The sequence below is a fragment of the Leucobacter insecticola genome (genome assembly GCF_011382965.1).
Lineage (GTDB): Bacteria > Actinomycetota > Actinomycetes > Actinomycetales > Microbacteriaceae > Leucobacter > Leucobacter insecticola.
In genome coordinates, this window is sequence record NZ_CP049934.1 from 2,881,865 (window position 1) to 2,893,669 (window position 11,805).

Sequence of the window (11,805 nt, forward strand, 5' to 3'; positions counted from 1 at the left end):
ACCACGCGCCAGCAGAAGCCTTCACACCGCGGGATCAAGCACGCGCGCTGCAGCATGGCACAGCGCCTTGACAACTGCGCGCACCTCGGGGCGCACCTCGTCCTTCGCCACCAGGATCATGAGTTCGCGTCCGTCTTGCTCCGCCAACCCGTAGGCTCGCACCCCCGGGTGTCGGTAACTGATCAGGCTCAGCCGGGGCACAACAGACACGCTCATGTCTCTGGCCACAAGCTCCTGCACCACCATGTAGTCGTCAGTGGCGTGCCGAATGTCGGGAACAAACCCCTCCCGCTCGGCAATCCGCAGAAAGCGTTGACGGCAGCTCGGGCAACCGCTTACCCAGCGATCATTTGCATGCTCGCTGAGCCTGCGCGTCTGCGGCCCGGCACCCGCCACCCTGCGCTGCGACACAATGAGCTGCAACGGATCCCAGCCAATCGGAATCGTTTCAAACGCTTCCCACTCCGGGGTTTCCTCACCGTCGGAGCGAAACACCAGGGCAACATCGGCCGCACCCCGCCGCAGCATCTCGGGCACCGCCACGGGTTCCAGCTGCTCCAGTTCGATAGCGGGGGCCTGCTGGGTATCAGCCCGGGCGATCAGCTCAGACATTGCCGGCGCCACAATGCTCGTGCAGGCCGAAGGAAATGCGACGACACGCACGGTGCGGGCCTCCTCCCCCACGAGGCTCGCCACCTCCCGAGCAGCTCGTTCCAGATGACCGTCGATCAGTACCGCGTGGCGCAGCAAGCGCTCGCCCGCGTCGGTCAATTGCACACCCTTCACGGTGCGCGTCACCAGTGTTACCCCGAGCCCCTGTTCGAGCCGACTCACCTGACTACTGAGCGCCTGTTGGGTCCATCCGAGCTCACGAGCGGCCGCAGCAAACGAGCCCCGTTGCGCCACGGCCCGAAACGACATCAGCGCTCGCGGATCGATTTCCGAGGCCACTGTCGTCTCCGTTCGCACGCTTCCCAACCGGAGAGTGTCGGCTCCTCTGGCAGCGCCTACTCCGGTACCCTCACGCTACCGCGTGTCTTCGATTTGCGCGAGCCGGGCCATCACCTCGCGCAGCCCGGGATTGATCGCGGTCGATGCGTCCGAAAAGATCACGGTCGGAATCAGCCAGTCCTCGCCCCCGTTGAGCGTGATCGCAAGCCGCTCAGCCGCGGGATCCTCTTCGACGAGCACCTCGCGAAACACGATACTGCTGCGGGTCAGCACGGCTTTCAGTCTCCGGCAGTACCCACACCAGACGGCGGAAAACACCGTCACGGTGCCGCGTTCAGGCAGATACGGCGCCAGTTCCTCGAGGCTGAACGATGCCGCTTCCCCGCTCATCGCGCTGCTCCGGTAAGAATCGCGGCGCGTTCCAGACGACGCATCGCCTCGCGCGCGTGGGGGTGCGGGATCGCGGCGTTGAAGCGAATGAAGCCCCGCCCAGCAACTCCGCAACCGGCCCCGTCGGTGACGACCAGTTTCGCCGCGTCGTAGACGGTCTGCGCCGCGCTCTGCTCCGCGCGCAACAACCCGGAGTCATTCAGATCGATCCATAGCAGGTACGTCGCGTCTGGGCGGATGATCTGCAGGCCGGTCTGCTCGGCCGATTGCTCGATCGTGGCGGCAGTATCCGCGACCGTCTGACGCAGGTAGTCGATCGTTTCCGTCAACCATGGGCGGCCGAAAGAATAGGCCGCCTCAGTTGCGACGACGCCCAGCACCGAGGTCTGATGCTCGTACCAGTGACCAATGCTCTGCCAGTGCGCCAGGTGATCAGGGTTCGAAAAGACGAGCTGGCCGCATTTCACCCCGGGAATGTTAAACGCTTTGCTTGCAGAGGTCGCGGTGATGGTGTGGGCTGCGGCGCGGGCCGAGCGTGCGGCATAGACCTGATGCGGAGCAGCGCCGAGGATCAGCGGCGCATGAATCTCGTCCGAGAACACCAGCCCATCGTGCTCGGCAACGATGTGTTCGATCTCGTCGAGCTCCGACGGCGTCGCAACCTTGCCGATGGGATTATGGGGATTGCACAGCACGAGCAGGCGTGCACCGGCGGCGAACGCCCTGCGAATCCCTGCGAAGTCGTAGCGCCACGCGCCGCCCTCGCGAATCATCGGGACCTCGATGACGGGCCGATTCATCTGGTTGGGCATCGTCGTGAAGGGCATGTAGCCGGGGGTCGGCACAATGATCGGCGCTCCCTCCGGCAGGAAGTGGGTGAGTACCGCGCGGAAGCCGCCGACGAGATCGGACACGGGCCGGATCTCCTCGGACCTTGGACGCCAGTCGTAGGAGGTGTCGAGCCATTCGGCCACTGCGGTCTGCAGGCGCGCCACGTCATTCTCCCCGATATACCCGAGTTCCCCTCGCTCTAACGCGCTGAAGAGGGCCCGGGTCACCGCAGGCGGACAGCCAAATGACATCTCCGCAAGGGTGCGGCCAATGTCCCCTGTGATCACCCCGTCACCCTCGATCACACCGTCTCCCGTTGCTGGCGCGCTTTGCACGATTACTCCTCGCTCTGCCCGGACCCGCCATCGCGGTCTTCGGTGGCGTGAGGATCCGGGTACCTGCTCATCGTATGCTGCGGGGCGAGGGCACAGTCCACCGTTTCCGCTGGGGTGCTCTGCGATTTCGTTGGGGCACGCGATCCGGCTGAGTTCTCGCGCAGCACCCCTATTTTGGCCCGAATCCATGTGTTTTCGCCAGCAGCCTCGTATGCTCGCGGCGTCGTCACTGTAACAGTACGACCATCGAGTCTTCATAGACACGCTCGCACCAGTACACTCAATCCACCGCCTGTGTTTCCCACCGGGGGAACCCATGCGGCATCGTCCGCACTCGCGAAGGAGCGCCACACATGAAGAACGTAATCACTCACCCCGGTCGACGACGCGTTCGCGCCGCAGCCGTCCTCCTCAGCGCCGCGGCGCTGGTCCTCACGGGTTGCGCCTCGGGCGGTTCCGATAGCGACACCGACTCCTCCGACGTCACGCTTATCGACACCGGGAAAGAGATCGAGGAAGTCACGGTAGCTTTCCCTGGCTCCCTTGCAAATCTCTACATTGGGCAAGAGAGCGGGATCCTGAACTATAACCTCGCCGCTACGGTGCAGGAAGGGCTCACCAAGCAAGACGCAGACGGCACCATCGTGCCGGCACTTGCCGAGTCCTGGGAAACACCAGACCCATCGACGTACGTGTTCAAGCTACGCAAGGACGCGAAGTTCCAAAATGGCGATCCCGTCACGCCAGAGGACGTGGTCTTCAGCATCACCCAGGCTGCAGATCCCGAAGCTTCGCCGGGCACCTACTACTACCTCACTAACCTCGCCTCGGCCGAGAAGACTGGGGACAACGAGGTCACGGTAAAGAGCGTCAACCCCGACGCAACCTTCCTTATCAACCTGTCAAATACCGGCGCTGTGGTCGTAACTCAGAAGGCGTTCTGGGAAGAGCACGGCGGAAACGTCGGCACGAGCGATTCACTGCTGATGGGCACGGGTCCCTACAAGGTCACCGAGTTCCAGCCCGACTCACATGTGCAGCTGGAGCGCGTCGACACGTGGTGGGGCGGGATCCCGAAGGCCAAGTCGATTCGTATCAACTTCATCCCGGATGCAAGCACCCGCCTGGCGGCTGCGCAGAAGGGCGACGTAGATATCGCTTTCAACGTGCCGATCAACCAGGCTGAGACCTGGAAGAAGATCGATGGCATGCGCGTCGAGTCGCTGAACGATCTCTCATATGTCGGCCTCATGTTTGATCAGAACGTGGCACCGTTCGATGACATTGACGTTCGCACTGCAATCGCACAGAGCATCGACCGTGACGCCATCACGGAGAAACTGCTCCGCGGTTATGGTGAGGCGGCAACAGCCATCATGACACCCGAGTCACTCTCGAACGCGTTTGGCGGCGAAGAGGCGCGCAAGGAACTGGCCGATCTGCCCCAGAACAAGTACGACCTCGACGCAGCGAAGGATCTCATTGCCGGGACCCCTGCCGATGGCCTGAAAACCGAACTCACCTACCCGAACACTGGCCCTCAGATCGGCATCGCCGCGCAGGCGATCGCCGAAAGTCTGAAAAAGATTGGCATAGAGGTCAAGGTGCGCGAGGTGCCGATCGAAGAGTGGCTCGCAACAATCGGTGACGGCGAGCATGGCCTGAGCTTCATGTGGTATTTCTCGACTACGGGTGACCCATCAGAGGTGAACGGCTATCTCTTGGGACCAGACAACCCGAACGCCTTCGTGAGCGACAAGGCTGCGGCGCTGATTACCGAGGCGAACGCGCTCACCGATCCGAAGGAGCGTGCAGAAAAGCTTCTCGAGCTTGAGAAGCTGAACGCAGAAGAGGTTGTCAATGCACCGATCTGGTGGGGCAAGTCACTGACTGCGATCTCCAACACGATCGGCATTACCGACTACAGCCCGTACACCTTTACCGGGGTGTGGGGCGCCCAGCTCTTCGCGGCTGAGGTTAAGTAGTTATCCAGCCCGGGGTGGGGCTTCACGGCCTCACCCCGGGCCATCTCTCCAGAGGAAGGTGTATCCCGTGGCCAGCCGATCCGTCGCGCGAAACAAACTCGCGCGTACTCTGACGCTACGCATCGCGAGCGTCTTGCTCATCCTGCTGGTGCTCTCGTTCATCACTTTCACCCTGCTCTATCTGGCGCCTGGAGATCTCGTAAAGAATCTCCTCGGCAACCGCCCAAGCACCCCCGAGGCGATCGCAGCGGTGCGCGCGCAATACCACCTTGATGACCCCTTCCTGGTGCGCTATGTTGACTGGCTACTCTCAGCCCTTCGCGGTGACTTCGGTGTCTCAATTCGACTCCAGCAACCGGTAACGATGGTGATCGCGAGCCGCATCGGCGTCACCACCGGACTCATCGGCCTCTCCTTCTTGGTCGCCGTGGTTTCCGCGATCCCACTTGGGATCCTCAGTGCCGCGCGCAATGGCACCCGCATCGACCGTGCATCAAACGCCGTGTCCCTGTTCGGGCTATCGGCGCCGAGCTTCGCACTCGCGATCCTCGCGATCTCTGTGTTCGCCTTATGGATCCCGATCTTCCCGGCCTATGGCGCCGGCAATGGCGGCATCGACCGGCTCTGGCACCTGGTGTTGCCAGCCGCCGTGCTCGCCGCAGGTATCGGAGCCATTTTGATGCGTATGACCCGCGCCGCAGTGCTGCGCGAACTCGAAAGCGACGCGATCACCTTCGCCCGATCGCGGGGCGTCACGGAGGGCACCATTCAGCGCATTGCCCTGCGTGGCGCACTGATCCCGATCGTCACGAGCGCGGGCCTCATCCTGACGTTTATTATCGGCGGCACCATCATTGTGGAAACGGTGTTCGCACTGCCGGGGATCGGCCAGCTACTCCAGGAGGCGGTCCTCTTTAAGGATCTCCCCGTCGTCCAAGCGATTACCCTGCTCATCGCTGCGGCAATCGCGATCATCACCATCATCGTGGACGTCAGCTATCTGCTGCTTGATCCTCGGGTGCGAGCACGGGAGCTGAACGCATGAGCACGCCCACCACCCAGATCTCAATGCACAGCCGCGTGCGAATGTCGCCGAAGGCGCCGCGCAACTGGAGCGTCGTGGTCTCCGCCATTTTCCTCGCCCTGGTCGCAATCGTCGCCGCGATTTCGCCTTTCCTGCGCGATGCCGCTACCGCGCAAAGTATTCTCGATTCGCTCTTACCCCCGGGGTCCCCGGGCACCTCCTCGGCACCGACGAACTCGGTCGCGACGTGCTCCTGCTGACACTGGCCGGCACAGGATCCGCGATTGCGGGTCCTATTGTGATCGCGGCCGGGTCGATGGTGCTAGCAATCTTCGTTGGCACGCTCGCCGGTTATCTACGGGGTTCGATTGACTGGGCCGTCGGCCGGGTCGTCGACATCCTACTTTCGCTGCCCGTCATGCTCGTCGCCATCGTAGTTGCCGGCATTTTCGGCGCGGGCTACTGGGTGACGGTACTGATGCTCATCCTGCTTTTCGCACCATCAGACATCCGCATCATTCGCGCGGGCGTTACGGAACAGGCGCCGCGCCCTTATGTGGAGGCCGCGCAGATGCTCTCGCTGTCACCGGCACGTATCATGTACCGCCACATCGTGCCCAACGTCTGGCCGCTCATCATGACCAACTTTATGCTCAATCTCGCCATCGCGTTGGTGACACTCTCCTCGCTGTCCTTCCTCGGTATCGGGGTCGCGCCGGGCACCCCCGACTGGGGTCGGCAGGTGACCGACGGTCGGGGGCTGATGGGGATAATCCCGCCATGATGCTGGTGCCCGCGGTCCTGATCGTGGCGGTCACGATGGCCATCAACGTCCTGGGTGACCACCTGGGCGATCGTCTGCGCGAACGAGGAATGCAATGAGTCCATCACACGCTACCGATTCTGCTCCCGCGGACCTACCAGCCACCGAGGCCGGACCTCGAGGAGTGCGCGTTGAAGGACTCCAGGTGGGCACCTCGGAACGCACTATTGTCGAACCACTCGATCTCTTCGTTGAGCCCGGAGAAATGCTCGCCATCATTGGCGAGTCTGGCTCAGGGAAATCGCTCACGGCACGCGCCATCACGGGGCTTCTTCCAAGGGGTGTGCACGCAGCAGGAAGCGCCGAGATAGCCGGCTTCCGCTACGATCTCGCGAGCACCCAGGCAAACATCTGGCGACAGGTTCGCGGCAGGCGTGCCGTTCTGCTGCTGCAGGATCCCTTCACGAGCCTGAGCCCGGTACTCCGCTGTGGCGAACAGATCGCGCTCACTATCCGTGCGCGCGCCGAGGTGCTCGGGCAGCGTCTGGATCGCGCCGCAGTCACCGCAGAGGTGACCCGGCGACTCTCCGAGGTACAACTGCCAGCCCGTGTCGCAGGGAAGTTCCCCACTGAACTGTCCGGCGGCATGCGGCAACGTGTCGCCATTACGGCGGCGCTTGCAGCCGAGCCTGAGCTTCTCATCGCCGACGAGCCGACCACCGCCCTCGACGCGAGCACCCAGGGCGAGGTACTCGACCTGCTACGTGCTCTGCAGGCGGTGCATCGCACGAGCCTGATCCTGATCAGTCACGACCTCGGGGTTATTGACGGCCGCGCCGACCGCGTTATGGTGATGCGGCAGGGTGAGGTGGTCGAGCGAGGCACCACCGCGCGGGTACTTAGTGCGCCTGAACACAGCTACACTCGCGCACTGATCGAGGCAAACCCCTCCGTGTCAGACGCCGTGCCAGCAGCCACCGCTGCCGGAAGTCCAGTTCTCGTTGCGTCCGGACTAACGAAGAACTTTGGTACCGCCACGGCACTCTCAGATGCCTCGGTCGACGTGGCCGCAGGCGAGATCGTCGCTATCGTCGGCGAGTCAGGTTCCGGGAAGTCCACTCTGGCGCGCGCGGTCGCCGGCCTCGAGGTGCCCGACACGGGTACGGTACTGTTGCACGGTAAAGCCCTCCCCCGGGACGGCGCGGGCGCAAGCCCGGCGAGATCCAGATCGTGTTCCAGGATCCCTATTCCACGCTGAATCCCTCGTTCACGATCGCACAGTCACTAGAGGAGGCGATCCGGGCGGGCGGCGACAATACGCGCACCGTGAGCAGCCTGCTTGAGCTTGTCGAGCTCGATCCCGCGCTCGCACAGCGCAGGCCCTCCCAACTCTCTGGCGGGCAGCGGCAGCGTGTCGCTATTGCACGAGCGCTAGCTCCGAACCCCGAGGTGCTCATCTGCGACGAAAGTGTCTCAGCACTCGACGTATCAGTACAGGCGCAAATACTTGCGCTACTCACTCGGCTGCGTGACGAACTCGGCCTCGCGATGCTATTTATCACCCACGACCTCGGTGTAGTCGCGCGGATTGCGAGCCGCGTGGTGGTGCTGCGCAATGGTGAGATCGTCGAACGAGGAGAGACAACCCGAGTATTGCACGATCCGCAACACGACTACACCAAGCTACTTGTTGCAGCAGCCAAGCACGACAGCATGCGACAGCCCCACAGCACAGATAGTACCGCCACGAACGTTACAGCTCCAGACGCTCCCAGCTCAGCTCAGATCGGAATGCAATGACCCACCCCGCCGTAGCGCGCATCGAAACTCACTCCGAAGCTCACATGCCCGATGCCTTAAGCCCTCAGCCCAGCGAGGCCCGCAAGATCCTTTGGGCTCTCGACCGGCAACTGTGGACGCCGCAAACTCTCGTCGCACTCGATGCGCAGGGGAACCCGCTGGGAGTGACGCTCATCGCCGGGCGCCCTCTCACCAATTACCGCAAAATCGTCGACGTGTTCGCTGCGAACGACGAAGTATTTGGGGCGCTCATCGACGCCGTGCTCGCAGACCCGGGGGCCAGTGTTTTAGGTATAGCTCCGCTTGTAGTGCATTTCGAGGAACACATCGCGCTGGAGCCGCTTTCGGCTTCCCGGCGTGCGCTGCTTGGCGAGCGCGGCTTTGTCGCTGCTCCCGCCCCCGTGCCGTCGGTGCCGAGCACGCGCGCGGGAGATCCCAACGAGGTCGCAGTGTGGTCACGCTGGAACACCTCGCGGCCGGTCCGGCTCGCACCCTACTACGGTCAGACCACCGAGGTCACCTGCGGCGCGGTCGCCTCACTGATGGCACTCGAACAGCGCGGTGCTGGAGCCTTCAACACAGAAAGCCTCGCCGAAAACCGGGCGACGGAGATCGCAACCTGGCGTCGGGCCACCAATCTCCCCGCCTGCGAACCCATCGGTCTCGCGGTCGAGGTCGCGAACTCCGGCACCGCCAAGGGTTTGCTACCTTCCCTTCCCAGCGTCTTCCTGAGCGCGACCGGTCCCGTGCTGATCGAAGAGTTCTCTTCCGAGGAGTCGGAACGTGCGCTACGCATCGACCTTCAACTTGAATCGTTGCGGCAGGCCGAGGCGCTCAGGATCCCGATCGAGCGGCGCTGGCTGGAGGTAGATGAGATTGCCGCCCTCGTCAGTGGCGGCGCTGAACTGTTGCTGCTCATTGACCTCACGCTGCTCATCAACGACCCCACCCCGCACTGGGTGCTGGCGAGCGACTTCGTCGACGGCTCACTGATCATCTCGGATCCCTGGGTGCAGTATCCCAACGGCGAGACCTGGGCCGACACTTTCGCGCTCCCCATTCCGTTGGAGAGCATTGACCGCATCACCCGCTGGGGTGATCCGAGCTACCGCGGCGTGATCGTGTTGCCCGGATAAGCTCTGCCCTCAGAACAATAAAAACTGCGCCGTCGCGGCTCCCTCGACCCCGGCCGCAACCACGCGTAGGTGGTACGAGGCTCCGCCCGCTATGACGGGGTCACGAGAGATGTCGCAGGTGTCGGGGCTCGAACGGGTGCGATCCCAGGGAATCGCCTCGCTGCTGAGCGGCTTGCCGGGCTTCAACACAACCGGGAGCGATTCGGGATCCGTCTGGCAGTCAACCGAGCGCCACACCTCATCGTCGCCACTGGAGATCACGAACTGCATGCCCGCGGTTCCGAGATCCGCCGTGCAGTCCTCTCCTCCGGAGTTCTCTACGGTCAACGACAGTTGCGGGAGCTCGCCCTCCTGGTAATCGGTTTTGTCGGTCACCGCGGAAACCTTGAGTTGCCCGGCAGCACATGTCGGAGCTTCGCCCTTCTTGGCGTCATCTTTCTTGTCGCTCGCGAGATCCGTCGGCACTTCGACCGGGTTCACATCCTGGGCCCCGCCGCTCGATCCGGGCTTCGCAAAAACGAGCACGATCACGGCGATTACAGCGATCAGGCCGGCGAGCACAAGGATCCGCCGCCTGATGTACACCTTGCGGTCTTTCGGGCCTACGGGATCTCGCAGCGTCGACATAGCGTCAGCGTAACCCCGAATTACCCGCTAGAGCCGCTTCAGCATCCGCGTGTTGCCAAGGGTGTTTGGCTTTACACGGGCAAGGTTCAGAAACTCGGCCACGCCCTCGTCGTTTGAGCGCAGCAACTCAGCGTACACATCGGCCGCGACGAGGGACGCATTCTCACTCATTTCCTCGAAGCCGTTTCGCCCGAAAAACTCTGTTTCGAAGGTCAGGCAGAAGAGCTGGGTGAGGCCGAGCTGCCTGGCGCGATCCTCCAGTGCCTGCAGCAGTCGGCGACCGACGCCCCTCCCGAGATACTCGTCCGAGACTCCCAGAGTGCGTACCTCACCCAGTTGATCCCACATGACGTGCACGGCGCCGTAGCCGATCACGCGATCGTCATCTACCGTGGCGACCAAGAACTCCGGCACGGCTCCGTAGAGCTCGACCAGGTCTTTGCCGAGCAGGATTCGTCGTTCCACAAGAGGCTCCATCAGCCGAGCCATGCGCGGCACATCGGCGGTGCGCATGGGGCGGATTTGGATCTCGGTGGTTTCTGTCATGGGAATAAGCCTATGCCCTGGCAAGTTTCCTCCCCGCACCCGCCTGCCTCGCTTCCCCGTCAGGTCCGATCGTCGGGGGCGGAGCCATTGCGTGAAGTGCGCCCTCCGATCACGAGAGTGCGGTTTTGCCACGAGAGTGCGTCTCAGCAACGCACTTTCGTTCACAAACCGCACTCTCGTGCAGCGCGAGTATCGTACGAACGGAGCTCGACTTTCACGAGAGGATCAGATCCGCCGCTCACAGGGGCCGAGTCTGTGCCCCGGGGCAACAAGTTATCCACAATTTCACTTCTGCGCCGGTGTCGCCCTCCTTTGATGAGAAACTCGGGCATGGACCCCACCGCACTCATTCACCGTATCCGCCCGATGATCCGCTACCGAGATCAACTCGGAGCTTCGGAGCGAAACCAGTTAAGCGCTCTGGTGAAGACTCGGGAAATGATTCCACTTGGGCGAGGATGCTACATTTCCAGACGGCACTGGGAGGGGCTCTATGTCGAGGGGCGCCAAATCGCAACGGCGCTGGCGCACAGCGATACTGCCGCTCGTCAGCCCGTGTTTTCTCACTACACCGCGGCAGCGCTCTGGGGGTTTCCATTGTTTCGATTCTCCGACACTCGAATTCACGAACTCACCCCTTCTCCAGATTCCGTTCGAAGCTCGCCCCGCGTGTTCCGACACCGACTCCAGTTCGCCGAGTCAGAACTGTCGCAGATAGCAGGAGTGTCTCTCACCTCGCCCCTGCGCACGCTGCTTGACATCGCCCGCAGCGCCACTGGAGAACTGGCGTTGGGTTGCGCAGATGCCGCGTTACGTCAAGAGTTCTTCTCCTCCAGACTCAGCAATCTAGCGGGGCAGGAAGCCTGGCGGGAAGACACCCTCGTGTGGGCTGCGTCCCTAGGAAGACAGCGGGGAGCCAACATGGCTCGTCGAGTGGTGGGATTTGCTGATGGCCGCGCAGAATCAGTGCTTGAGAGCGTGGGGCGCCTGCGCTTTGCGCGGGCTGGGATCAGGACCGAGATTCAGGTACGTGTGCCCGGCCCCGAAAGGAAAGACTATTTCCTAGATTACGAACTCCTCGATCACAACGCCTTCGCGGAGGCTGATGGAGCAGTGAAATACTTCGACGAAGGCATGACGAAGGGCCGAGATCCGCGTCAGGTGATCCTGGAAGAGAAAGAACGTGAGGACTGGATCCGCGGGACTCAGGCCAAACCCATCTACCGATTTGGGATGAAGGATCTGGCGAGTCAAGCTGCATTCGAGAAGCGGTTCGCCTCATTCCACGTCTTTGGCAGACCAAACCCTCGTGACATTCGGGATCTCCTTCCGTGACGGCGCCCCAACGGCACGCCGTCACGGAAGTGCGGTTTTGCCACGAGAGTGCGTCTCAGCAGCGCACTCTCGTGGCAAAACC

The 11,805-nt window shown here is 62.7% G+C and carries 13 protein-coding genes; 8 read left to right on the top strand and 5 right to left on the bottom strand.

Going from position 1 to position 11,805, the window contains the following annotated elements; all coding sequences use genetic code 11:
- Positions 1–21: 21 nt before the first annotated feature.
- From G7067_RS13515 to G7067_RS13525, 3 genes are all read right to left on the bottom strand, one after another.
- Positions 22–951 (bottom strand): LysR family transcriptional regulator, encoded by a 930-nt coding sequence (locus tag G7067_RS13515; RefSeq protein WP_166325415.1) that lies wholly within the window; start codon positions 949–951, stop codon positions 22–24.
- Between the two features lie 75 nt (positions 952–1,026).
- A complete protein-coding gene (locus G7067_RS13520) occupies positions 1,027–1,341 on the bottom strand; it encodes a glutaredoxin domain-containing protein (protein ID WP_166325418.1) in 315 nt (104 codons plus the stop codon).
- Positions 1,338–2,507, bottom strand: a complete 1,170-nt coding sequence (locus tag G7067_RS13525) for a MalY/PatB family protein (RefSeq protein WP_166325421.1) — start codon at positions 2,505–2,507, stop codon at positions 1,338–1,340. The genes G7067_RS13520 and G7067_RS13525 overlap by 4 nt, the downstream gene beginning before the upstream one ends.
- A 353-nt stretch (positions 2,508–2,860) precedes the next feature.
- On the opposite strand from G7067_RS13525, the gene G7067_RS13530 reads away from it, so the two are divergent.
- The 7 genes from G7067_RS13530 to G7067_RS13550 all read left to right on the top strand — a co-directional run bounded on the left by G7067_RS13530 (position 2,861) and on the right by G7067_RS13550 (position 9,215).
- Positions 2,861–4,492 carry an ABC transporter substrate-binding protein gene (locus tag G7067_RS13530; protein ID WP_166325424.1) on the top strand — a complete coding sequence of 544 codons (1,632 nt, stop codon included), beginning with the start codon at positions 2,861–2,863 and terminating at the stop codon, positions 4,490–4,492.
- A gap of 67 nt (positions 4,493–4,559) precedes the next feature.
- A complete protein-coding gene (locus tag G7067_RS13535) occupies positions 4,560–5,537 on the top strand; it encodes an ABC transporter permease (protein WP_244301138.1) in 978 nt (325 codons plus the stop codon).
- Positions 5,534–5,776: a hypothetical protein gene (locus G7067_RS14540; protein ID WP_244301139.1), complete on the top strand. Its 243-nt coding sequence runs from the start codon at positions 5,534–5,536 to the stop codon at positions 5,774–5,776. The genes G7067_RS13535 and G7067_RS14540 overlap by 4 nt, the downstream gene beginning before the upstream one ends.
- Positions 5,764–6,300: an ABC transporter permease gene (locus G7067_RS14545; RefSeq protein ID WP_244301140.1), complete on the top strand. Its 537-nt coding sequence runs from the start codon at positions 5,764–5,766 to the stop codon at positions 6,298–6,300. Before G7067_RS14540 ends, G7067_RS14545 begins: the two co-directional genes overlap by 13 nt.
- Before the next feature lie 94 nt (positions 6,301–6,394).
- Positions 6,395–7,537, top strand: coding sequence for an ATP-binding cassette domain-containing protein (locus G7067_RS14755; protein ID WP_280115723.1), 1,143 nt, complete (start codon positions 6,395–6,397; stop codon positions 7,535–7,537).
- Positions 7,510–8,079 carry an ATP-binding cassette domain-containing protein gene (locus G7067_RS14760; protein WP_280115724.1) on the top strand — a complete coding sequence of 190 codons (570 nt, stop codon included), beginning with the start codon at positions 7,510–7,512 and terminating at the stop codon, positions 8,077–8,079. The genes G7067_RS14755 and G7067_RS14760 overlap by 28 nt, the downstream gene beginning before the upstream one ends.
- Positions 8,076–9,215: a peptidase C39 family protein gene (locus G7067_RS13550; RefSeq protein ID WP_166325430.1), complete on the top strand. Its 1,140-nt coding sequence runs from the start codon at positions 8,076–8,078 to the stop codon at positions 9,213–9,215. The genes G7067_RS14760 and G7067_RS13550 overlap by 4 nt, the downstream gene beginning before the upstream one ends.
- Before the next feature lie 9 nt (positions 9,216–9,224).
- On the opposite strand, the gene G7067_RS13555 is transcribed toward G7067_RS13550, so the two are convergent.
- Complete coding sequence (locus G7067_RS13555) at positions 9,225–9,842, bottom strand: DUF4232 domain-containing protein (protein ID WP_166325433.1); 618 nt, start codon at positions 9,840–9,842, stop codon at positions 9,225–9,227.
- A gap of 27 nt (positions 9,843–9,869) precedes the next feature.
- Entirely contained in the window at positions 9,870–10,388 is a 519-nt protein-coding gene (locus G7067_RS13560; RefSeq protein WP_166325436.1) for an amino-acid N-acetyltransferase, read from the bottom strand.
- A 438-nt stretch (positions 10,389–10,826) separates the two neighbouring features.
- On the opposite strand from G7067_RS13560, the gene G7067_RS13565 reads away from it, so the two are divergent.
- A complete protein-coding gene (locus G7067_RS13565) occupies positions 10,827–11,723 on the top strand; it encodes a hypothetical protein (protein ID WP_166325439.1) in 897 nt (298 codons plus the stop codon).
- The last annotated feature ends 82 nt before the right edge of the window (positions 11,724–11,805 follow it).

Excerpts from the sequence above, each read along its gene's own strand:
- G7067_RS13520 (WP_166325418.1), bottom strand. The coding sequence starts at position 1,341 with ATGAGCGGGGAAGCGGCATCGTTCAGCCTCGAGGAACTGGCGCCGTAT.
- G7067_RS13530 (WP_166325424.1), top strand. The coding sequence starts at position 2,861 with ATGAAGAACGTAATCACTCACCCCGGTCGACGACGCGTTCGCGCCGCA.
- G7067_RS14540 (WP_244301139.1), top strand. The coding sequence starts at position 5,534 with ATGAGCACGCCCACCACCCAGATCTCAATGCACAGCCGCGTGCGAATG.
- G7067_RS14755 (WP_280115723.1), top strand. The coding sequence starts at position 6,395 with ATGAGTCCATCACACGCTACCGATTCTGCTCCCGCGGACCTACCAGCC.
- G7067_RS13550 (WP_166325430.1), top strand. The coding sequence starts at position 8,076 with ATGACCCACCCCGCCGTAGCGCGCATCGAAACTCACTCCGAAGCTCAC.
- G7067_RS13555 (WP_166325433.1), bottom strand. The coding sequence starts at position 9,842 with ATGTCGACGCTGCGAGATCCCGTAGGCCCGAAAGACCGCAAGGTGTAC.
- G7067_RS13560 (WP_166325436.1), bottom strand. The coding sequence starts at position 10,388 with ATGACAGAAACCACCGAGATCCAAATCCGCCCCATGCGCACCGCCGAT.
- G7067_RS13565 (WP_166325439.1), top strand. The coding sequence starts at position 10,827 with ATGATTCCACTTGGGCGAGGATGCTACATTTCCAGACGGCACTGGGAG.